The following is a 21,512-nucleotide window of genomic DNA, read 5'->3' on the forward strand; positions in this document are numbered from 1 at the left end:
AAGCAAATTACGTCGCTATGAGAAAATCTAAGCCTAAGTCAAATACCAAACAATCTGGTTTCATCCGCCTGATCAGTGGTAAGCATAAAGGTCGCAAGTTACCTGTTCATGATGTTGTGGGATTAAGACCAACAACAGATAGAATGAAAGAAACTGTTTTTAATTGGCTCATGCAGGACGTAAGAGACGCAAAAGTACTCGATTGCTTTGCTGGTGCTGGCAGTCTAGGATTTGAGGCTATTTCGCGCTTCGCTGCAAGTGGGACCTTTATCGAACTGGATAAAACCGCAGCGATGCAGCTTAGCAATAATGCAACTTTACTCAAACTGGATAACGTTGAAATCATTAATACCGACGCGTTAACCATGCTGGCAAATAACCTTAAGCAACAGCAATATAACTTGGTTTTTATTGACCCCCCCTTTCGCAAAGGGCTTGTGACTCCTTGTTGTAATTTACTTGAGACACAATCTTGGCTCAGCGAAGACGCACTCATCTATGTTGAATTTGAACAAGAAGCACAACCTGAAACACCAGAAAATTGGCAAGTGATTAAAGAAAAGCATGCAGGACAAGTGATCTGCCGCCTTTATCAGCGCTGAAATTCCCTCATAAAGAATGAAAAAACAGCCGCTAGCGTATGACATGACAGGGCTGGTGTTTTTAGCTATAATTTAGGCTTTACATGCGGTCTTGCTTCAGATTACAATACCGCACCATTTTTGAACCAATTGGCTAGTTTTTAGCCAGATAGAGCTAAGCTCATTAATTAGGTAGGTGAATTTTTAATGCCAGTAATTAAAGTAAGAGAAAACGAGCCGTTTGACGTTGCACTACGTCGTTTCAAACGTTCATGTGAAAAAGCAGGTATCCTTTCTGAAGTTCGTCGTCGCGAGCACTACGAGAAGCCAACTGCTGAGCGTAAGCGCAAAAAAGCTGCAGCGGTTAAGCGTCACATGAAGAAGCTTTCTCGCGAAAACGCACGTCGCGTTAAATTATACTAATCAGTATTGGTCTTGTATCAATGAGCTTATTAGTTACGCTAAAAGACGCGCAAAAAGAAGCGATGAAAGCCAAAGAGAAACTTCGTCTTGGCGCGATTCGTGCGGTACTTGCTGAAATTAAACAGCGAGAAATCGACAACCAAACTACACTAGACGACGCAGGCATTACTGCGGTTTTAGTTAAGTTGGTTAAGCAGCGTCGCGATTCTTATACCCAGTATAAAGATGCAGGGCGTGAAGACTTAGCTGATATCGAAGCTAACGAAATTAGCGTACTTGAGACATTCCTTCCTAAGCCACTTAGCGAAGATGAAATTGTCGAGCTAATTGATGCCGTGATTGCACAAACTGGTGCGTCAGGCATGCAAGACATGGGCAAAGTAATGGGTGCGATTAAAGCAGAAGCTGAAGGTCGTGCTGATATGGGTAAAGTCTCTGGTTTAATTAAGCAAAGACTTACCGCTTAAGCCCACATACAAATGTATGATTGATAAGTGAACCGAGCCTAGTGCTCGGTTTCTTCGTTTTAGGCGTCATGCGTATCAATGCAGCGCTAATAAGATACCTTAATTGAATTAAGTTGATTTTTTCTCGTTGCTACTTGATATAATGCGCTCACTCACTAGTACAACTTCGGAACATAAATGAAAGGCAAAATCCCTAGACAGTTTATTGATGACTTGCTCGCAAGAGCGGACATTGTCGAGCTCATAGACGGTCGTGTGGGATTAAAAAAAGCAGGAAAAGACTATCAAGCCTGCTGTCCATTTCACAATGAAAAAACGCCTTCATTTACCGTGTCACGTGATAAACAGTTTTATCATTGCTTCGGATGTGGTGCTAATGGCAACGCTATTTCCTTTTTAATGGAATACGACAAGCTTGAGTTTGTTGATGCTATTGAGGAACTAGCCGCCCTATTAAACTTAGAAGTACCACGCGAAAACGCCCCACAAGGGCCGCAGCGTTCAATGGAAGAAAAAAAGTCTGACTATGACTTAATGCTCCAAGCCGCTAAGTTTTACCAGCATCAGTTAAAACACCATAGCAATGCCACTCAAGTAATTGACTACGTAAAAGGCCGCGGCCTGAGTGGCGAAACTGTACAAAAGTTTATGATTGGTTATGCACCACCTGAGTGGGAGTCATTGTGTAATCAAATAGCCCGCAAGCCTGAGCACAAACAACAGCTACTTGATTTAAAGTTAGCATCAGAAAAGTCAGCTGGCCGCCAATTTGACTTCTTCCGCGATCGCTTGATGTTCCCTATTCGTGATAAACGTGGTCGTGTCATCGCATTTGGCGGAAGGATAATGGGTGCAGATCAAGGCCCTAAATATCTAAACTCGCCCGAAACACGCATTTTCCATAAAAGTTTCGAACTTTATGGTTTTTATGAAGCTAAACAAGCCCATAAGCAATTGGATAAAGTGTTGATTGTGGAAGGCTATATGGACGTCGTTGCCCTAGCAGAAAAAGGCATTGATTACGCCGTTGCCGCATTAGGCACTGCAACCACCGCTGAACACATGCAAACTTTGTTTCGTAATACCGACAGAGTGATCTGCTGCTACGACGGTGACAGAGCTGGCCGCGATGCTGCTTGGCGCGCACTTGACCACGCTTTACCTAACTTAAAAGACGGTAAGTCTCTACAGTTTGTCTTTTTACCTGATGGTGAAGATCCAGACTCATTGGTACAGCAAGAAGGCAAAGATGCCTTTGAAGCACGACTAGAAACAGCAAGCGATTATACGCAAGTATTGTTTACCAAATTACGTGAGCAATGCGACCTTACAAATGATGCAGGCAAATCCAAGCTGCTTACCGATGCCATTCCACTGATCAGCAAAATACCCAGTGACTACTACCAAGAGAGTTTATTAACGACCTTGGCCAGGTTAATTGGTCGTACTCGTGAGCAACTTAGTGCTAAATTGGCAAGTAACAAACAGCAGAATAAAATTGAGCGCCAATTTAAAGTGACGCCGATGCGTCGAGCGATTGGCTTACTGCTCCAACATCCACAGCTTGCGCAAACGGTTGAGTATATGCCTGAACTCGGTGAAATGGCGATCCCGGGTATTCAACTGCTGCTGAGCTTACAAATGTTATGTCACGATAATCCACAAATAAACACAGCACAGTTACTTGAACATTATCGCGATCAGGCTGAATTCGACGCCTTGAAAAAGCTCGCGGTGTGGCAACATGGCGTTGCTGAAGATAGGCTAGAAGACGAATTTAAAAATACTTTTCAATTTATTGAAGATCAGTGTTTAAATTATCGCCTAGAGACCCTATTAATAAAGGAGAAAACCGAAGGCCTAACAAATGATGAGCGGCTAGAATGCGCACTCCTTACCCAAGCGCTTAAACAGTAGAAGTTCTAGTCAATAGTAATTTTCGGTGCTATAATGTTCTATTCACTGCGTCATCAAAATTTAGCTGTTAAATAGCTGGCGCCTGTTGTATCAACTTTTCAGAGTGGAAGCAAATTTCTCTATGGATCAATCTCCTCAGTCACAACTCAAACTTCTGATTCAGAAAGGTAAAGAGCAAGGTTATTTAACTTTTGCAGAAGTTAACGATCATCTTCCACAAGACATCATAGACTCAGATCAGGTAGAAGATATCATCAGCATGATCAACGATATGGGTATTCAGGTCTCTGAAAATGCGCCTGATGCTGATGAGTTGATGATGCAAGAAACAACAACAGATGAGGATGCTGCGGAAGCAGCGGCTGCGGCTTTAGCAACAGTAGAAAAAGAAATTGGCCGCACAACTGACCCTGTTCGTATGTATATGCGTGAAATGGGTACGGTAGAACTTCTAACTCGTGAAGGCGAAATCCAAATCGCTAAGCGTATTGAAGAAGGGATCAACCAAGTACAGATTTCTGTTGCAGAATACCCTGAAGCTATTACTTACCTGCTAGAGCAATGGGACAAGTACGAAGCGGAAGAAATGCGCCTAAGCGACATTGTTTCTGGTTTCTTTGATCCTAATGCTATCGAGGAAGACGAAGCACCAATTTCAGCAACACACATCGGTTCTGAGCTAAGTGATGAAGACTTAGATGACGAAGATGATGATGAAGATGATGACGATGATGACTCAGAAGAAGGCGATTCAGGTCCAGATCCTGAAGAAGCTCGTGAGCATTTTGAACAACTTCGTACGCTGTACAATAAAGCGCGAGAAATTTTTGAAAGTAAAGGTCGCTCGCACCCAGATGCGAAAGCTGCAATTCAGGAAATTGGCGATCACTTCCGTACTTTCAAGTTAGTTCCTAAGCAATTCGACCGCATGGTAAATAACATGCGCGACATGATGGATAAAGTGCGTGTTCAAGAACGCATCATCATGAAGCAAGCAGTTCAGATTGCTAAAGTTCCAAAAAAGGTTTTCGTTAAGCACTTTGCTAACAATGAAACCGATACCGCATGGATCGATGCTGAAATTGCATCAGGTGAAAAACACTCAGCAAAACTTGCTGAAGTAAAACCTGAAATCGAGCGTTGTGTTAACAAGCTTAAAGCGTTTGAAGATAGCACTGGTCTTAGCATTGAGCGTATTAAAGACATCAACCGTCGCATGAGTATTGGTGAAGCAAAAGCTCGCCGTGCGAAGAAAGAAATGGTTGAAGCGAACTTACGTCTTGTAATTTCAATCGCTAAAAAGTATACCAACCGTGGTCTGCAGTTCTTGGATCTGATCCAAGAAGGTAACATCGGTCTGATGAAAGCGGTTGATAAATTTGAATACCGTCGTGGTTATAAGTTTTCAACATACGCAACTTGGTGGATCCGTCAGGCGATTACTCGCTCAATTGCGGATCAGGCAAGAACTATCCGTATTCCAGTGCATATGATTGAAACAATCAACAAGCTAAATCGTATCTCTCGTCAAATGCTACAGGAAATGGGCCGTGAGCCAAGTCCTGAAGAATTGGCAGAACGTATGATGATGCCTGAAGACAAGATCCGCAAAGTGTTAAAAATCGCCAAAGAGCCGATCTCAATGGAGACGCCAATTGGTGATGATGAAGATTCACATCTTGGTGACTTTATCGAAGACACTACTATCGAGTCGCCGATTGATTCAGCAACGATGGAAAGTCTTCGTGGCGCGACCAACGAGGTACTTGCAGGTCTTACCGCTCGTGAAGCTAAAGTACTACGTATGCGTTTTGGTATCGATATGAATACAGACCACACGTTAGAAGAAGTGGGTAAACAGTTTGATGTAACACGTGAGCGTATTCGTCAGATTGAAGCTAAAGCGCTACGTAAGCTGCGCCACCCTTCTCGCTCAGATCTATTAAAGAGCTTTTTAGACGTTAAGGGCTAAAAAGTAGCAAATAAGATTAAGGCCGCTATTCAGCGGCCTTTTTTATAGTAATTGGATTAAATAGGTATACACACATGGCTTGGATCCAAATCCGAATTTATTCAGATAAAGCCGATGCCGATGCTTTAAGCGATATGCTTATGGATGTCGGTTGTCCGTCTGTCACATTCATGGATAGTAAAAACAATCCCGTTTACGAACCAAAACCTGGCGAAGTCATCTTATGGCCTGAGACAACGGTGATCGGTTTATTTGAAGCGAACCATGATATGCAAGCAGTCGTTGACTTTGTCCAGTCACAATATGACAAGCCGTTAAACTACAAGCTTGAACAGCTAGAAGACAAAGACTGGGAACGCGAGTGGATGGATAATTTCCACCCAATTAAGTTTGGCGAGAGATTATGGATTTGCCCAAGCTGGCGTGATGTGCCAGATCCCAATGCCGTCAATGTGCTACTGGATCCTGGTCTTGCATTTGGTACTGGTACCCATGCCACAACCGCACTTTGCCTGCAATGGCTAGAACAACAAGATCTCAGCGGCAAAACAGTCGTTGATTTTGGCTGTGGCTCTGGGATTTTAGGCATCGCAGCAATCAAATTAGGCGCTGAGCGTGTGATTGGTATTGATATCGATCCACAAGCGCTTATCGCAAGCCGCGATAATGCCGAGCGTAATGGCGTTGCAGATAAGCTAGAAGTGTATTTACCTGAAAATCAGCCACAATTCAGTGCTGATATCGTTGTTGCTAATATTCTTGCACAGCCGCTGAGAGAGCTACACGAAATCATTCTCGGCTTCTTGGGCGACAAAGGTGCCATCGCCATGTCTGGTATTTTAGAAGAGCAAGCACAATCTGTTGCGGATGTTTATGCGCCATTTTTAAAGCTAGACAACATTGCTCAACAGGGTGAATGGACGCGCGTCAGCGGTGTGAAAAAATAAGGCTGCTAACGTCACGCTGACAAAAGTATCAGCGAGTCAATGAAAGTTAGTAAGTTTTAACTGGTAAAGCCTGTAATTAACAGGCTTTACGCATTTTTCACAGTTTAAATTTTCGGCTCAAATTGTACCTTTAAAATTGTTTTTGCATAAATTTCGTGCAAATTATCTGGGCTCTCAGGTTGTTATCAAATGTCAACCCATAAAGTTCAAAAAAAAAGCAATTATGTTCAATTTATAACCTTTGATTTTTGCGAAAAAAACCGTAAACTTAGCGCCCCTTGAGGTAAGGCGGATTAAACTGTAGTGCGTATTGGTCCATACCAACTTGAAAACAATCTTATCGTAGCACCAATGGCTGGGATCACCGACAGACCGTTTCGACAACTGTGTCGACGTCTAGGTGCTGGGCTTGCGGTATCAGAAATGTTGTCTTCAAATCCAAAAGTGTGGAAAACCGATAAGTCGCAAAATCGCATGGATCACAGCGGTGAATCGGGCATTCGCTCGGTACAAATCGCAGGAGCAGATCCTGAGTTGATGGCGCAAGCAGCACAATTTAATGTCGCAAACGGTGCGCAGATCATAGATATCAATATGGGCTGCCCCGCTAAGAAAGTGAACAAGAAGCTTGCAGGCTCAGCATTGTTGCAATATCCAGAGTTGGTTGACGAAATCGTAACCGCTGTGGTTGCTGCCGTTGACGTACCTGTGTCGTTAAAAATCCGTACAGGATGGGACACAGACAATCGTAACGGTGTTGAGATTGCTCGCATAGCTGAACGTCGAGGCATTGCTTCGCTAGCCGTGCATGGCCGTACAAGAGCATGTATGTATAAGGGCGAAGCTGAATACGCCACGATCAGAGAAATTAAACGTTCAGTATCTATTCCTGTGGTAGCGAACGGTGACATTACGTCTCCTGAAAAAGCGAAACAGGTGCTGGAATACACGGGCGCAGATGCCATTATGATTGGTCGAGCCGCCCAAGGTCGTCCTTGGATTTTCCGAGAAATAGACCACTATTTGCAAACCGGTGAACATTTGCCAGAACCTGAAATAGCAGAGGTTCGAGCAATATTGATGGAGCACTTAGTAAATCTTCATCAATTCTATGGTGAGCCAATGGGAGCGCGCATCGCACGCAAGCATGTATCTTGGTATTTGCAGGCCCATGACCAAGAAGGTCAATTTAGGCGAGTATTCAATGCCTTGGAGACGCCAGAAGCGCAAATCGAGGCATTAGAAGACTATTTTGAAACATTAGGGTGAATGAATTTATTCATCCTTCAGGCTAACTAAGAAAGAGACATAACGATGTTCGAACAAAATGTGACTTCTCCATTTATTACTAACGCTCATGTTCAGTCACAAGAGAAACCGCAACCTTTGCGCGATGCAGTTAAAAAAGCTGTACATCACTACCTAAAGCAGCTTAATGGTCAAGACGTACAAGACGTTTATGAGTTAGTTCTTTCTGAGCTTGAAGCACCTCTACTTGAAGAGGTTATGACTTATACTCGTGGTAACCAAACTCGTGCAGCGATCCTTTTAGGCATTAACCGTGGCACACTTCGCAAGAAGCTAAAAAAATACGGCATGAACTAAGCACTGCTAGTAAAATTTAGTTGATAAAAAAGCACCTTCAGGTGCTTTTTTATTGTTTAAAATTCAGCAGCTAGCGGACATTTATCCTTTTCATATCGCACTTTTCTCATGTTTATCTCGCCTTTTAACATCGTCATCTTAACAATAATGCGCTAAAATACCGGCTTTCTAAGCTAGCCCTTAACTAATCATTGAGGAAACCTGAACCATCATGGATATACATCGTCCAATTCGTCGCGCCCTACTAAGCGTGTCAGATAAAACCGGTATCGTTGAATTCGCCACAGCACTTGCAGCTCAAGGCGTAGAAATTTTATCAACTGGCGGTACTTGCAAACTACTTGCAGACAACGGCATTAAAGTAACAGAAGTATCTGATTACACTGGCCACCCAGAAATCATGGATGGTCGCGTTAAAACGCTTCACCCAAAAGTGCACGGCGGTATCTTAGGACGTCGCGGTCAAGACGAAGACGTCATGACTGAAAACAATATTTCAGCAATCGATATGGTAGTAGTCAACTTATACCCCTTCGCACAAACTGTTGCGAAAGCTGACTGTAGCCTAGAAGATGCAATCGAAAATATCGATATTGGTGGTCCAACTATGGTTCGTGCTGCGGCTAAGAACCACAAAGACGTGACCATTGTTGTAAATGCGAATGACTACAGCCGTGTCATTGAAGAAATGAAGGCGAACTCTGGCTCTACAACATACAAGACACGTTTCGACCTTGCTATTGCGGCCTACGAGCATACCGCTCAGTATGACGGCATGATTGCCAACTACTTCGGTAAAATGGTTCCGGATTATACGGAAGAAGCAGCAGAGGAAACCAAATTCCCTCGCACTATCAATATGCAATTCACTAAGAAGCAAGATATGCGCTACGGTGAAAACTCGCATCAAGACGCTGCTTTCTATGTTGAAAACAACATTGAAGAAGCATCCGTCGCGACAGCTAAACAACTTCAAGGTAAGGCGCTGTCTTATAACAATATCGCTGATACCGATGCCGCACTTGAGTGTGTTAAAGAGTTTGATAAGCCGGCTTGTGTTATCGTAAAACACGCAAACCCTTGTGGTGTTGCGGTAGATGAAAACATTCTTGCCGCCTATGACCGCGCATTTAAGACCGACCCAACTTCTGCCTTCGGTGGTATCATCGCCTTTAACCGAGAGCTAGACGGCGACACGGCGGAAGCCATCGTAGCGCGTCAGTTTGTTGAAGTTATCATCGCACCTAGCGTATCAGAAGAAGCCGCACAAATCGTTGCTGCGAAGCAAAATGTACGTTTACTAGAATGTGGTCAGTGGTCAAACAAAACCACAGGTATTGATATTAAACGTGTTAATGGCGGTATCTTAGTACAAGATCGTGACCAAGGTATGGTTGGTTTGGACGACCTTAAGGTGGTTTCAAAACGTCAACCTACAGAGCAAGAACTAAAAGATCTACTGTTCTGCTGGAAAGTCGCTAAATTTGTTAAGTCCAACGCGATTGTTTACGCCCGTGATGGTATGACTATTGGTGTGGGCGCAGGCCAAATGAGCCGCGTATACTCTGCAAAAATCGCAGGGATCAAAGCCGCAGACGAGAACCTAGAAGTTCCAGGTTCTGTGATGGCTTCTGATGCGTTCTTCCCATTCCGTGATGGTATTGACGCCGCTGCAGCTGCGGGTATCACTGCGGTTATCCAACCGGGTGGTTCAATGCGTGATGAAGAGGTGATTGCCGCCGCTGATGAAGCGGGAATGGCAATGGTGTTTACCGGCATGCGCCACTTCCGCCATTAATCAATAAAGCGCGAAACTTATGAGTTTCGCGCTTTTTGTTTCAGCTAATTTCCAGTATTCTGGCTACAGCATAATCATAACAGAATGAAGGAAGCTAACGATGAATCTAGGTATGAAATCTCTTATCGCTGCTGCAGTATTTACTACTTTAGTAGGCTGTAACGCGACAGAGTCCAACTCCAGCCAAGCAGTACCAAGCGCGATTGCAAAAGCCGTTGCTAGCGACAATCGAGCCGAAAAAAATAGAGCCCGAGACCAATATCGCCACCCAAGTGAAACGCTTGCTTTTTTTGGCATTGAGCCATCAATGACCGTGGTAGAAATTGCACCTGGTGGTGGTTGGTATAGCGAGATTTTAGCGCCGCTGGTTAAGGGTCAAGGCACCTATTATGCAGCGCACTTCCCTGCTGATTCAGATGTTGGCTACTATCAACGCTCATTAAAAGGCTACAAAGAAAAAGTAGCAACCAACCCAGACTATAGTGAAGTAAAGATCACGGAATTTGCACCAGTGACGCACAGTAATATTGCGCCACAAGGCAGTGCTGACGTGGTACTTACCTTCCGTAACGTACATAACTGGTACATGGGTAAAGGGGATGAAGGTGTACTTAGCGCGTTCAACGCGTTTAATAAGGCACTGAAACCTGGTGGCATTTTAGGTGTGGTTGAACACCGTCTGCCTGAGCACCGCCAACTTGAGGATCAAAAGTCGTCAGGTTATATGAAGCAAAGTTATGTTGTTGATATCGCCAAGCAAGCTGGGTTTGAATTAGTTGCAAGCAGCGACATTAACGCCAACCCGCTAGACAGCGCCAATCATCCAAAAGGCGTCTGGACTCTGCCACCTCGCTTAGCGCTAGGTGATGAAAAAGCAGCGCAATATAAAGCGATTGGGGAAAGCGACCGCATGACCTTAAAATTCAAAAAGCTTTAATAGGAAAATTTCGCCATGAATGTACTAGTCATTGGCAGCGGTGGACGTGAGCATGCGCTTGCGTTCAAAGCCGCACAAAACCCATCTGTAAAAACGGTTTTTGTAGCACCTGGTAACGCAGGTACTGCGCTTGAGCCTAAACTTGAAAACGTAGCTATCGGCGTTGAAGATATCGATGCCTTGGTCGTCTTTGCTAAAGAAAACAATGTGCAATTAACCATTGTTGGCCCTGAAGCGCCACTGGTTATCGGTGTAGTTGACCGTTTCCGTGAAGAAGGCTTAGCTATTTTTGGACCTACTCAAGCGGCTGCGCAGTTGGAAGGTTCAAAGTCGTTTACTAAAGACTTTTTAGCACGTCACGATATTCCAACAGCGGCTTATCAAACGTTTGAAGAGATTGAGCCTGCGCTTGCCTACTTGAAAGCACAAGGAGCACCTATCGTCGTTAAGGCTGATGGTCTTGCTGCTGGTAAAGGGGTTATCGTGGCAATGACCGAAGCGGAAGCGGAAGAAGCTATCCGCGATATGCTTGCGGGGAATGCTTTTGGCGAAGCGGGCAGCCGCGTGGTTATTGAAGAATTTTTAGAAGGTGAAGAAGCCTCTTTTATCGTCATGGTTGACGGCAAAAATGTACTTCCTTTTGCCACCAGCCAAGATCACAAACGTGCATACGATGGTGATAAAGGCCCAAATACAGGTGGTATGGGTGCATACTCTCCAGCTCCTGTAGTCACGCCAGATATTCATGACCGCATCATGGCCGAAGTGATCAATCCAACGGTTGAAGGTATGGCGAAAGAAGGTCACCCTTATACAGGTTTCCTATACGCTGGTTTGATGATCACTGCGGACGGCACACCAAAAGTTATCGAGTATAACTGCCGCTTTGGTGACCCAGAAACACAACCTATCATGTTACGCCTTCAGTCTGATTTAGTTGAGCTGATTGAAGCGGCAAACCGTGAAGAGCTTGATCAAACATCGATTGAATTCGATCCACGAGCTGCCGTTGGTGTTGTACTTGCAGCTAGTGGCTACCCAGGCAACTATCCTAAGGGTGACGCTATCTCAGGTCTTCAGGTGAACTATCCTGAAGGTGAAAAAGTGTTCCATGCTGGTACTAAACAAGATGGCGAGCATGTAGTCACCGCTGGTGGTCGAGTATTATGTGCAACGGCCCTTGGCCACACGGTAACCGAAGCGCAAAAACGCGCCTACTCTCTAGTGAAAGACATTCACTGGGATGGTGTAGAGTACCGCACAGATATCGCATATCGTGCAATCGCACGCGAAAGCTAATTCACATTAAGCTTTGCAAGGCCAGCCCGGCGCCGGCCTTTTTCATTTTTACACACTGCGTTTCTAGGTTTGTAATGGTATCCTACCCTTTTATGAGCATTTTTAGGGGCAAAGATGCAAGTACAAGGTACACTCAGCAAGTTAAAGTCAGCGCTTGTTGAACCTATTCAATATCAATTACCCGTGGGTGATAACTTAGTATCGCTCAACGATTACTTTGGTAAACCAGTTACCCTTACCTTCACCGGCAATATATTTTGCAGTAGCTGTGGTAAAAAAACCAAAAAGAGCTATTCGCAAGGCCACTGTTTCGTGTGTATGAAAAAGCTCGCGAGCTGCGACATGTGCATTATGAAGCCAGAGACCTGCCACTATGATCAAGGCACCTGTCGTGAACCCCAATGGGGCGAAGAGAACTGTATGATCCCGCACTATGTGTACTTGGCCAATACCTCAGGTCTTAAAGTTGGGATCACTCGTCATACGCAGATCCCAACGCGTTGGGTAGATCAAGGCGCAACGCAAGCTCTGCCGATTTTTAAGGTGCAGACCCGTCACCAGTCAGGATTAGTGGAAGTGGCACTGGCTCAGTTTATTGCCGATAAGACTAACTGGCGCAATATGCTCAAAGGCATCAATCCTGAAATAGACCTCAAAGCAGAAGCCGCTAAGCTTATTCCCGAGATCCAAGCAAAGCTCGATGAACTTGCTGAACTCTTTGGTGCAACCGCCATTGAAGTGCTGGACGAAGAAGTGGTTGATCTCACTTTCCCTGTAGAGCAGCACCCGAGTAAAATCAGCTCGTTTAACTTTGATAAAGACCCTGTAGTATCAGGCGTGCTTGAAGGGATCAAAGGCCAATATCTTATTTTTGATAATGGCGTGATCAATATTCGTAAGTTTACTTCTTACGAAATTACCTTCTCTGACGAATAAAATGCATGCCAATCGTCTTCTGTAAGTGGCTTACAGAAGACGTAACCTTGGATTGTATGACAACCAAGTTTGCGCAGGTAACGTTTCTGTACAGGCTTTTCTACGCCCTCAGCTACAACTTGCAGGTTGAGCGCCTTAGCCATCGCTACAATTGCCGAAACAATTTCGCTGTTGCCATATTCATCGGGCACTTTAGCAATAAAACTAGCATCTATTTTTAGGATATCAATGGGCAGTTTAGCCAAGTAACTGAGCGCAGAATACCCGGTACCAAAGTCATCAATCGCCAGTTTTACACCCAGCTCCTTGAGTTTTTTCAAGGTGTACTTAGCCTCAAGCAAATTACCGATAAAGCTATTTTCAGTAAGCTCAAGCTCAAGATACTTGCCGTCGACGTTGTGCTTCTTTAATGCCTGCGCAACACATTGATAAAGATCGCCTTGAGTGACATGTGACGCCGAGATATTAATCGCCAAGCGCCTAATCTCAACACCTGCGCGTTGCCATTTAGCCAAGTGCTGGCAGGCTTTATCTATTACCCACTGATCTAAGCGAATAATAAGCCCAAGTTCCTCAGCAAGTGGAATAAATTGAGCCGGTGAGATCATCCCAAGGTTTGGGTCGCGCCAGCGCAGCAAACACTCAACACTGGAAATACGACTGCTGGTTAAGCACTGCAAGGGTTGAAAATGCAGTTCAAACTCATCATTTTCTAAGGCATTCTGAAAACGGCTTAGCATGGATAAACGCTCAAATGAGCGTGCATTCATCGAAGCTTCGAATAACTGAAAGGAGTTGCGCCCTACTTCTTTGGAGCGATACATAGCAACATCGGCGTGTTTAAGCAATGTTTCCGTGTCATGACCATCTTCGGGATAAATAGCAGCCCCCATCGAAGCTGTTGCAGCCACCTGCATATCACCAAGTTGAAAGGGGCTCGATAGTGCCATCAACATTTGGTCAGCAAACTCAATGACCTCCGACATGCCATTCACTTCGCTCAGTAGTACAACAAATTCATCGCCACCAAGTCGCGCTAAGGTGTCACCTTCGTTTAGAATAGACTTTATCCGCTCGCTAACCTGTACCAATAACTCATCTCCGGCGCTGTGGCCAAGAGAGTCATTCACTTCCTTAAAGCGGTCTAAATCTATAAACATCACACTGAGTTTTTGCTTGTAGCGGTGCGCTGATGCCAATGCCATAGAGAGTCTGTCGTAAAATAAGCGGCGATTAGGCAACCCAGTCAATTCATCAAAATAGGCTAAGCGAGCAATTTTTTCTTCAGCATTTTTACGCTCCGTAATGTCGCTAAAAATGGCTGCGTAAAGCATGTCGTCACTGTACGGCTCTCTGATCTCAATAATCGTAAGCCATTCAACATATATCTCACCGCTCTTTTTACGATTGCAGATCTCGCCCTGCCACACACCTGTTTCTCTGAGCGTTTGCCACATGCTCTGATAATAGCATTCATCATGTAGCCCAGAGCTCAATATGCTTGGGTTTTTCCCTAGTACTTCGTAATCTTTGTAGCCGGTAAGCGCACTAAACGCTGGGTTGATCTGGATTATTTCACCTGAACTTTTGGTGATCATAATGCCATCGAGAGAAGCATCAATGATGCGGTTAGCTAGATAAAGATTCTTCTCCGATTTTTGCAGTGCAATATCACGTTGTACTAGGACTTTTTCCAGCTCGCTACAATACGCAGTTTCAATTTCAGTCAGGACATTTTTGAGCGCCAATAGCCCTATCACTTGTTGCGAGTCTGGGGAAGTCACTACCAAATGACGAATGGAGTTTACCGTCATCAGCCGGTAAGCATCGAATAGGCTGTCTTTTGGCGTCATGGAGAGCATCGGATAGCTGGCTAATTGCCAGCAAGGCTGACGCCAATCTGGGTTGAGAATAATATACGCAATATCACGCTGAGTAATAATGCCATACTCATTTAATTCACGGTTATACACCAGCACAGCGGTAAGCTTAAGCTCACGCATATTATTGATAACATCAGAGACGCAGTCTTCGCTGTCTAAAATCACAATGTTCGAGTCAAAGTGTTGCTCAATTGGTCTAAAATGCAAATAATGGTCGAGCCCTTGGCTGCGCACAATATCGGATAAAGAGACCACACCACAAGGCAGATTATCCGAGTCCACCACGAGTAAGTGACGGATCCCTAGTTGGTGGAACTTGACCGTCGCCTCACTCAAGGTTTTATCAATTTGAATTTTTTGCACCGGTGTAGTCATCACTTCTCGGATCGGCACCTGGGCAAAGTCAGGATCGTTAAAGTTGAGCTTAACGCAATCCGACTCTGTCCAGATACCAATAATGTCATCGGCACGGGTAATAAAGATCGAGCTCACTCTGCTCGCTCGCATTTGCGCAACCGCATCATATAGACTGGTTTGCTCATCGCAACATAACAAGCTATTGGTAAATACTTCTTTGATCTGTAACTGACGTGAATCACCAACCATAAGCACACTCTCGCAATATTATTCCAATTTGAAGTATACTGGGCGACACTTTTGATAACTTGACCAAGAACAAATTATGGCGATAAAAACCTATCCTTTATTGCTGGTATTAGACCAAAGTATAGAGTTTATCGAAGATGAAAAAGCACTTAGAGATGCAACGCATCTGCTCGATGTTGCGTCACTCAAACGGTTAATTCTAGTATACCCAAACGATTGCTGCAGCAACGTACACGGTGCGCCCGTGCAGTGTATTGATTTGAAATATTTAACCGAATTAGTGCAACAATACCTCGTTGACGAAGGCCAGTGTTGCGTAAGCAAAATCCAACTGAGCACTACTCAGCAAGCTTTTGATTTGTTAAGTCTAAGCTAACCGGCTTCAACCAGCGCTTTGATATGTGTCACGGCGCTGCGGCCTAAAGAAGAAAGATCGTAGCCCCCTTCTAAGTAAGAAATAATCCCCAAACAGTCCGATGAGTTTGCAAACTCAACCACTTGCTCAGTAAACCACTGGTAATCTTGTTCAACAAACTTGAGCCCACCCATATCATCCTCTAAATGGCCATCAAACCCTGCACTGATAAAAATGAGCTGAGGTTTAAATGATTGCAGCTTAGGCAACCATTGCTGCTCCATCAAGGCTTTTAAATCTGTGCCATCCGCGCCTGCACTCAACGGGGAATTGATTAGCGTTTGATGATTCTCAATTGCGGTATTTGGATAAAAAGGGTGTTGAAACAAAGAGCAAAGTAATACGCTATGATCGTCTTTGAAAATATCTTGCGTGCCATTACCATGATGTACATCGATGTCCAATATAGCCACTCGATCTACACCCTTTGTCTTGGCATAAGCGGCAGCAATGGCAACATTATTAAAGACACAAAATCCCGATGAAGTACTTTGATTGGCGTGGTGCCCAGGAGGTCTAACAGAACAAAATGCAGCATCAAGTTTACCTGCAACCACTTCGTCCACCGCAAGAATTCCCGCGCCGACAGCGCGTTCAATCGCTTTCATAGAATCAGGACAAAGCCAAGTGTCGCCGTCTAACTCGGTTAACCCTTCATTAGGGATTTTATCCATTACTTCTTTGATCATGGCTTTATCATGAACCAATGCATAGTGTGAGGTATCGGCTTTCAGCGCCGTTTTGTGTTCAATGGCGATATCAAGCCCAGACGCTAGCAACCGGTCTGATATCGCATCTAACCTCGCCGGACACTCAGGATGTTCCTCGGTCATTTTATGCTTGCGGCAATATGGATGAGTAATAATTGCAGTACGCATAACGAATATACATCCTATGTTAGTTTGCGACGTGGTTGATTTAAGTAGTTATCCTTTCACTATATCAAAGCCACATAATTGTGGCTTTGATACTTTGGTATATCTTAATGTTGGATTTCTTTCGCCTTTAAATCCAAGTTATGGAAATCGAAACTAAAATCGGTTATTTCCGGATTAACAAATTCCATCGCAGCAGACTCAACCCGTTGAGATTTATCCATCACAAAGCTGATGTAAGCATCTGCTTCAAGTAATGGCTCATCCCAACGTACCACAAAAGTGTTACCGGTTAGGTGCTCAAGTTTCCCTTTTAGGCGCTTCGTGTGCGTAAAATCAATGCGTAGTTCCTTACCGAGCTTTTCCACCACTACATCGCCATACCAAGCGCTATTTAGTGTTCCCGTGTAGTGGTTTAATGGTAAAGCTGGTTGTGGTTTTGCAACTTCGATTATCCCAGCTTTAGCGTATTTTTCTTGTTGCGCCTTAAAGTAATCATCGGCGATGATCTGCACCCAGTCTTTATCTTCTAGGCCAAGCGCATCTTCAAACACTTCATTGATAATCGCGGAAAGTGCGGGGTATTTTTGTTGGTTTGATAAGATTACCACACCCAAATTTTTCTCTGGGATCATCGCAACTTGCGACACCATACCTAAAATCCCACCGCCGTGACCTACCTTTTTATAACCAAAGTAGTCTTCTACCGCCCAGCCAAGGCCGTACCCTCTAAACTGTTGGTGGTATACTTCTGCGGCTTTTGCTGCGGGAATACGCGTAATGTGTGGATGCCACATTTGCACTTGTTGCTCTTGGCTAAATAGCTGCTCGCCAGAAGGTAAGCGACCACCTTCAAGCTGAGTTTGTAACCACTTGGTCATGTCATCCACGTTAGACGCAATAGCGCCAGCACCACGGAAATCTTCTAGGTAGTTAACAAAGAACGGTGTAAGTTTGCCATCCATCGGAATATGGCCAGTCGCCCAATTACTATTGTTAGCCGGGATCCGAGAGAATCCAGCCTTTGAGTCATCCATATCCAACTTGGTAAACATTTCCTGCTCAACAAAATCGCGCCAATCTTTACCACTAACTCGGCTTACGATTTCTCCTGCAACAACAAACATCAAATTGTTATAGGCGTAATGACTGCGGAAACTTGAATCCGGTTTGAGATGTGAAATACCTGCCAGTAATTCAGTCATGGTTTTATCAGTATCAGGCCAGATCATAAGGTCACCCGCCCCAAGACCCAATCCGCTTCGATGACTTAATAAATCGCGGATAGTCATCTCTTGAGTAACATAACTATCGTAAAGCTTAAATTCTGGAATGTGTTTGGTGACTTTGTCATCCCAACTCAGTTTGCCTTGGTCTATCAACATCGCCAGCGCTGCTGCCGTAAATGCTTTGGTGTTAGATGCAATACCAAACAAGGTATCCGCATTGACCTTGGCTGGCTTATTTAAATGCGTCACTCCGAAGCCCTTGGTCATCACAACCTGACCATCTTCTACGATACCAATTGCCAAACCTGGAATATTAAACTTTGCCATTGCACTTTTTACCGCAGCTTCAACATCCTGTTGGTTTACTGCCGCGCTTGCCTGCGCACTAAGAAAACTTGCAGCAACTAGGCCTGAGGTTAATAGCCATTGTTTTATTTTCATTATTTTTCCTTGGTTTTTTGCCACAACCAATCATGATGTTACCAGTCAAGCTTTGAGATTTAACTTCGTAATATCACATTGATAGATGGCTAATTCTTGTTGTTGTCTGTCACTATTATTATCTGTAACGTGTGATTGCGCCGAAATTGCCTGTAAATAGCTGGTCGGAAACTGATGCTCCTTTGCCCCGGCCAACACATGATGTACGTACCAATCGAAAGGTAATTGATGTTCCACAAAGGTGTTAGCAATATAGCACCAGGCGTCCACCATACCGCCATCTTGCCTTTCAACAGGCAAACAATGACAGCTGTAGCGCTCCCCTTCAATGTCGTCCAAACGCGCCTTTTCTTGCTCATCCAACGCATACAAAACGCCATAAACATGGCTATTTGCTTTAGTGCTCGGCGTAATACTGCATTTGGCTGAACCATCGGTGCTCAACATATCAAAAGTCAGCCGATAGCCATGCAATTTCCCCACTCCAAGTAGCTTCGCTTGTGGTAAGCGAGCAAGCAGACGTGCGGTCGACATATTTGAACCAAAACTAAAGTTAATAATGTTTTTGTCACACATTAGATCACCAATCTTACTGCAAGCAGTAACATGATCACACCGATCCCGCGATCAAACCAATGTCCTGCACGACGAAAAAATTGTCTTACCGTTGTTTTTGATAAAACTAAAGATAAAAATGAAAACCAAGCCCAGGTAGCCAACGCCATATAAACACCGTAAAACAACTGCACACTGCTTGGTGTGGTTGGCTCAATCACTAAGGTAAAAAGCGATAAGAAAAACAACGTTGCTTTAGGATTTAAGGCGTTGACTAAAAAACCTCGTTTTAACGCAGTCCAATTAGACTCAGTAACAGCGTGTTCAGTGATATTTTCTTGCTCTGAATTGGGTTTTGCATACCGCAACGCTTGCACACCAAGGTAAGCGAGGTAAAGCGCGGCTAAGTATTTTACTGCTGTGAACAAGGTTTCAGATTGAGATAGCAGTAACGCAACCCCCAATAAGCAATAACTGACATGTACTAAAATACCAAGGCCAACCCCAAAACTTGTCCAAAGGGCGTTTGCTCTACCCTGCTGTACACTTTGTTTAAGCACTATCGCAAAATCAGGACCGGGACTTGCAACAGCAAAAAAATGTGCCAGCGCAATTAAGATAAACTCATCAAGATAAACGAGCATGTGCATGCTCCTGTAAGGCCAGTAAATCACCTCGCTCTGAGTTATCCATTAAGGTATTAATTTGCTTTTTCGCCTTTTTATACTGACTCACAAGGTGTGACTTAAGATGCTTATGACCATCTTTCACCCCTTTAAAATGACATACTAGGGCGTGCACAAAAACACTCTGCTGCTCCGTCAGTGCAGCTTTTCGGTTGGCATATTGGTTGTAGCAAGAACCACATCCTCCCCTAAAGTGATATACGGTATTAGACACCATGACCCCAAAGCCAAAAAAGCTCGCCAGCACATCACAAGCCGCGTCTAATTGCGCTTCCCCACCTGGAGGTAACACGCCACGCTGTAAAATTAAAACTTTTGCCATGACACCTGCATAACTGGCGATCAGATCTTGAGGCTGATTTATTTGATTGGGATTATAAGAAATCAAAATAGGCGCAGCCGGTTCAGCGATAACCGCTTGCTCACCGCGCCAACGCCCTGCAATGTTTAACTTAGTCATGCTGGTCGACGCGAGCATACGTTCAGGCGCAACCAAAGTGATTGGCCACTGTTGTAATCCCGCATAGGACTTTACTCGAGAGAAAACCACCGCCGCCATCTCTTCAATGCTGGATACCGGCTCAGGAAAACAACTGGGAGTCGGAGTAACGATCTGCGTTTCATTTAAAAAGTACTCGCCATCAAAATGCTCAAATGCCCAGACAAAGGTATCAATTAACCATTGGGTTTCTTCATCGCTAAGCAAAGGTGAGACTTTAAATAAGGACAGCATGCTAATAATTCACTCTTTTCTGGAATAACCCCTGATAAATAGCATAAACTCTGAGCCTAATGCAAAAACATGGAGTTTCACATGCCACACTTTATTCTCGAACACTCAGCTAATTTGCCAATTGAAACCGAGGCGTTAGTATCCCAGGTGCAGCAATTTGCCTGTGCAAGTGGCTTGTTTGATCCAACTTCCGTCAAAACCCGTGCAGTTGCTTTTGAGCATTTTCAGTTAGGTGATGGCAAACAAGGATTTATTCACCTGCAGATCCATATGATGGCTGGTAGAACATTAGAGCAAAAACAAATGCTCACGGAAGGTGCTCTAAAGCTTTTGCTCGCAAAGGTCGGGGAGCATTTTGCTCTCAGTGTCCATTGCTATGATTTATTATCCGATATTTACCGCAAAAACTAATTTATTATTCGAGTTATTTAGATATGAAATTTCCATGTAGATTGGAGAAATTTTTGAGCCACGTTGCAGAGATGCCGCGCAGCAAGGTCAAAATTAATATTAAAAAAGGTCTAGTTACCGTCAATGGCAATGTCGTCAAAAAAGGCGATATCCAAGTCACCCCAGCAGACCACATTACTTTCGATGGCAAACGCCTAGAGTATTTGGGTTTACGCTACTATATGCTAAACAAACCACAAGGTTATGTGTGTGCAAATAGTGATGAGTTACACCCAACAGTATTCGATTTAATCGAAGAACCTAACTTAAAAGATTTTCATGTTGCAGGTAGACTGGACATCGATACGACAGGTTTGGTTCTGCTCACTAACGATGGTGATTGGTCTCATCAAATCACCTCGCCGAAAAAACAAAAGTTTAAAACTTATGTACTAGAAAGTCGCGATGAACTCACTGAAGAAGCGCTAACACAGCTTGAGCAAGGCGTTGAGTTACACGGTGAAAGACAAGCAACCTTGCCAGCAAAAGCGGAGCTTATTGATAAATTTGCACTACGCTTATCTATTTGCGAGGGAAAATATCACCAAGTCAAGCGCATGCTTGCCGCAATTGGCAACCAAGTAGTTGAACTTCATAGAGAAAACATTGCAGGAATCGAACTTGATCCAACCCTTGCTGAGGGAGAATATCGCCCGTTAACTGATGAAGAAATAAGCATAATTAATGCAAATTAGTCGTCACCCTTAGGTAGTATGAGTAAATATCATCTCAAAATAACCCGCATAGGGCATTAACC

21 protein-coding genes are annotated in these 21,512 nt (G+C 44.1%); 15 read left to right on the forward strand and 6 right to left on the reverse strand.

The features are described 5' to 3' along the window. Positions 1-17: 17 nt before the first annotated feature. The 12 genes from rsmD (at position 18) to EXT48_RS15655 (ending at position 12,882) form a co-directional block, all read left to right on the forward strand. Positions 18-602, forward strand: a complete 585-nt coding sequence (gene rsmD, locus EXT48_RS15600; RefSeq protein WP_130164980.1) for a 16S rRNA (guanine(966)-N(2))-methyltransferase RsmD — start codon at positions 18-20, stop codon at positions 600-602. 186 nt (positions 603-788) lie between these two features. Further along, positions 789-1,004: a 30S ribosomal protein S21 gene (rpsU, locus tag EXT48_RS15605; protein ID WP_010362466.1), complete on the forward strand. Its 216-nt coding sequence runs from the start codon at positions 789-791 to the stop codon at positions 1,002-1,004. A 20-nt stretch (positions 1,005-1,024) separates the two neighbouring features. After that, positions 1,025-1,471: a GatB/YqeY domain-containing protein gene (locus EXT48_RS15610; protein WP_010374111.1), complete on the forward strand. Its 447-nt coding sequence runs from the start codon at positions 1,025-1,027 to the stop codon at positions 1,469-1,471. A gap of 177 nt (positions 1,472-1,648) precedes the next feature. Then, a complete protein-coding gene (gene dnaG / locus EXT48_RS15615; protein ID WP_017218469.1) occupies positions 1,649-3,388 on the forward strand; it encodes a DNA primase in 1,740 nt (579 codons plus the stop codon). 121 nt (positions 3,389-3,509) lie between these two features. Next, complete coding sequence (gene rpoD / locus EXT48_RS15620) at positions 3,510-5,360, forward strand: RNA polymerase sigma factor RpoD (protein WP_010374116.1); 1,851 nt, start codon at positions 3,510-3,512, stop codon at positions 5,358-5,360. Between the two features lie 74 nt (positions 5,361-5,434). Next, a complete protein-coding gene (gene prmA / locus EXT48_RS15625; protein WP_010607189.1) occupies positions 5,435-6,307 on the forward strand; it encodes a 50S ribosomal protein L11 methyltransferase in 873 nt (290 codons plus the stop codon). A 303-nt stretch (positions 6,308-6,610) separates the two neighbouring features. Continuing rightward, positions 6,611-7,576 carry a tRNA dihydrouridine synthase DusB gene (gene dusB, locus EXT48_RS15630; RefSeq protein ID WP_010374120.1) on the forward strand — a complete coding sequence of 322 codons (966 nt, stop codon included), beginning with the start codon at positions 6,611-6,613 and terminating at the stop codon, positions 7,574-7,576. A 45-nt stretch (positions 7,577-7,621) separates the two neighbouring features. Then, positions 7,622-7,912, forward strand: coding sequence for a DNA-binding transcriptional regulator Fis (gene fis / locus EXT48_RS15635; protein ID WP_010374122.1), 291 nt, complete (start codon positions 7,622-7,624; stop codon positions 7,910-7,912). A gap of 211 nt (positions 7,913-8,123) precedes the next feature. Further along, entirely contained in the window at positions 8,124-9,710 is a 1,587-nt protein-coding gene (gene purH, locus EXT48_RS15640; protein ID WP_130164981.1) for a bifunctional phosphoribosylaminoimidazolecarboxamide formyltransferase/IMP cyclohydrolase, read from the forward strand. A gap of 100 nt (positions 9,711-9,810) precedes the next feature. Further along, positions 9,811-10,647 (forward strand): class I SAM-dependent methyltransferase, encoded by an 837-nt coding sequence (locus EXT48_RS15645; RefSeq protein ID WP_039492706.1) that lies wholly within the window; start codon positions 9,811-9,813, stop codon positions 10,645-10,647. A 15-nt stretch (positions 10,648-10,662) separates the two neighbouring features. Then, complete coding sequence (gene purD / locus EXT48_RS15650; protein ID WP_045990370.1) at positions 10,663-11,946, forward strand: phosphoribosylamine--glycine ligase; 1,284 nt, start codon at positions 10,663-10,665, stop codon at positions 11,944-11,946. A gap of 114 nt (positions 11,947-12,060) precedes the next feature. After that, positions 12,061-12,882, forward strand: a complete 822-nt coding sequence (locus EXT48_RS15655) for a DUF2797 domain-containing protein (RefSeq protein ID WP_130164982.1) — start codon at positions 12,061-12,063, stop codon at positions 12,880-12,882. Here EXT48_RS15655 and EXT48_RS15660 read toward each other — a convergent pair. After that, complete coding sequence (locus tag EXT48_RS15660; RefSeq protein ID WP_130164983.1) at positions 12,855-15,371, reverse strand: EAL domain-containing protein; 2,517 nt, start codon at positions 15,369-15,371, stop codon at positions 12,855-12,857. The two genes, EXT48_RS15655 and EXT48_RS15660, sit on opposite strands and share 28 nt — an antisense overlap. 76 nt (positions 15,372-15,447) lie before the next feature. Between EXT48_RS15660 and EXT48_RS15665 the strand changes: the two genes are divergently transcribed. Next, positions 15,448-15,747, forward strand: a complete 300-nt coding sequence (locus tag EXT48_RS15665; RefSeq protein WP_130164984.1) for a DUF4144 family protein — start codon at positions 15,448-15,450, stop codon at positions 15,745-15,747. Here EXT48_RS15665 and EXT48_RS15670 read toward each other — a convergent pair. The 5 genes from EXT48_RS15670 to EXT48_RS15690 form a co-directional block, all read right to left on the reverse strand. Continuing rightward, the gene (locus tag EXT48_RS15670; RefSeq protein ID WP_130164985.1) at positions 15,744-16,664 is read right to left on the reverse strand and encodes a histone deacetylase family protein; all 921 of its coding nucleotides are present in this window, start codon (positions 16,662-16,664) and stop codon (positions 15,744-15,746) included. The two genes, EXT48_RS15665 and EXT48_RS15670, sit on opposite strands and share 4 nt — an antisense overlap. Before the next feature lie 104 nt (positions 16,665-16,768). Further along, a complete protein-coding gene (locus EXT48_RS15675; protein WP_130164986.1) occupies positions 16,769-18,331 on the reverse strand; it encodes a serine hydrolase in 1,563 nt (520 codons plus the stop codon). A 45-nt stretch (positions 18,332-18,376) separates the two neighbouring features. Continuing rightward, positions 18,377-18,907 carry a gamma-glutamylcyclotransferase family protein gene (locus EXT48_RS15680; RefSeq protein WP_039492719.1) on the reverse strand — a complete coding sequence of 177 codons (531 nt, stop codon included), beginning with the start codon at positions 18,905-18,907 and terminating at the stop codon, positions 18,377-18,379. Continuing rightward, positions 18,907-19,530 (reverse strand): LysE family transporter, encoded by a 624-nt coding sequence (locus EXT48_RS15685; protein WP_130164987.1) that lies wholly within the window; start codon positions 19,528-19,530, stop codon positions 18,907-18,909. The genes EXT48_RS15680 and EXT48_RS15685 overlap by 1 nt, the downstream gene beginning before the upstream one ends. Further along, positions 19,514-20,305, reverse strand: a complete 792-nt coding sequence (locus tag EXT48_RS15690; protein ID WP_130164988.1) for a hypothetical protein — start codon at positions 20,303-20,305, stop codon at positions 19,514-19,516. Before EXT48_RS15690 ends, EXT48_RS15685 begins: the two co-directional genes overlap by 17 nt. Positions 20,306-20,386: 81 nt before the next feature. On the opposite strand from EXT48_RS15690, the gene EXT48_RS15695 reads away from it, so the two are divergent. Further along, positions 20,387-20,716 carry a 5-carboxymethyl-2-hydroxymuconate Delta-isomerase gene (locus EXT48_RS15695; RefSeq protein ID WP_017218460.1) on the forward strand — a complete coding sequence of 110 codons (330 nt, stop codon included), beginning with the start codon at positions 20,387-20,389 and terminating at the stop codon, positions 20,714-20,716. Between the two features lie 23 nt (positions 20,717-20,739). Continuing rightward, entirely contained in the window at positions 20,740-21,450 is a 711-nt protein-coding gene (gene rsuA, locus EXT48_RS15700) for a 16S rRNA pseudouridine(516) synthase RsuA (protein ID WP_165384118.1), read from the forward strand. Positions 21,451-21,512: the final 62 nt, after the last annotated feature.

The sequence above is a fragment of the Pseudoalteromonas sp. CO348 genome (assembly GCF_004208845.1).
Lineage (GTDB): Bacteria > Pseudomonadota > Gammaproteobacteria > Enterobacterales > Alteromonadaceae > Pseudoalteromonas > Pseudoalteromonas maricaloris.

Excerpts from the sequence above, each read along its gene's own strand:
- rsmD (WP_130164980.1), top strand. The coding sequence starts at position 18 with ATGAGAAAATCTAAGCCTAAGTCAAATACCAAACAATCTGGTTTCATC.
- rpsU (WP_010362466.1), top strand. The coding sequence starts at position 789 with ATGCCAGTAATTAAAGTAAGAGAAAACGAGCCGTTTGACGTTGCACTA.
- EXT48_RS15610 (WP_010374111.1), top strand. The coding sequence starts at position 1,025 with ATGAGCTTATTAGTTACGCTAAAAGACGCGCAAAAAGAAGCGATGAAA.
- dnaG (WP_017218469.1), top strand. The coding sequence starts at position 1,649 with ATGAAAGGCAAAATCCCTAGACAGTTTATTGATGACTTGCTCGCAAGA.
- rpoD (WP_010374116.1), top strand. The coding sequence starts at position 3,510 with ATGGATCAATCTCCTCAGTCACAACTCAAACTTCTGATTCAGAAAGGT.
- prmA (WP_010607189.1), top strand. The coding sequence starts at position 5,435 with ATGGCTTGGATCCAAATCCGAATTTATTCAGATAAAGCCGATGCCGAT.
- fis (WP_010374122.1), top strand. The coding sequence starts at position 7,622 with ATGTTCGAACAAAATGTGACTTCTCCATTTATTACTAACGCTCATGTT.
- purH (WP_130164981.1), top strand. The coding sequence starts at position 8,124 with ATGGATATACATCGTCCAATTCGTCGCGCCCTACTAAGCGTGTCAGAT.
- EXT48_RS15645 (WP_039492706.1), top strand. The coding sequence starts at position 9,811 with ATGAATCTAGGTATGAAATCTCTTATCGCTGCTGCAGTATTTACTACT.
- purD (WP_045990370.1), top strand. The coding sequence starts at position 10,663 with ATGAATGTACTAGTCATTGGCAGCGGTGGACGTGAGCATGCGCTTGCG.
- EXT48_RS15655 (WP_130164982.1), top strand. The coding sequence starts at position 12,061 with ATGCAAGTACAAGGTACACTCAGCAAGTTAAAGTCAGCGCTTGTTGAA.
- EXT48_RS15660 (WP_130164983.1), bottom strand. The coding sequence starts at position 15,371 with ATGGTTGGTGATTCACGTCAGTTACAGATCAAAGAAGTATTTACCAAT.
- EXT48_RS15665 (WP_130164984.1), top strand. The coding sequence starts at position 15,448 with ATGGCGATAAAAACCTATCCTTTATTGCTGGTATTAGACCAAAGTATA.
- EXT48_RS15670 (WP_130164985.1), bottom strand. The coding sequence starts at position 16,664 with ATGCGTACTGCAATTATTACTCATCCATATTGCCGCAAGCATAAAATG.
- EXT48_RS15675 (WP_130164986.1), bottom strand. The coding sequence starts at position 18,331 with ATGAAAATAAAACAATGGCTATTAACCTCAGGCCTAGTTGCTGCAAGT.
- EXT48_RS15680 (WP_039492719.1), bottom strand. The coding sequence starts at position 18,907 with ATGTGTGACAAAAACATTATTAACTTTAGTTTTGGTTCAAATATGTCG.
- EXT48_RS15685 (WP_130164987.1), bottom strand. The coding sequence starts at position 19,530 with ATGCTCGTTTATCTTGATGAGTTTATCTTAATTGCGCTGGCACATTTT.
- EXT48_RS15690 (WP_130164988.1), bottom strand. The coding sequence starts at position 20,305 with ATGCTGTCCTTATTTAAAGTCTCACCTTTGCTTAGCGATGAAGAAACC.
- EXT48_RS15695 (WP_017218460.1), top strand. The coding sequence starts at position 20,387 with ATGCCACACTTTATTCTCGAACACTCAGCTAATTTGCCAATTGAAACC.
- rsuA (WP_165384118.1), top strand. The coding sequence starts at position 20,740 with ATGAAATTTCCATGTAGATTGGAGAAATTTTTGAGCCACGTTGCAGAG.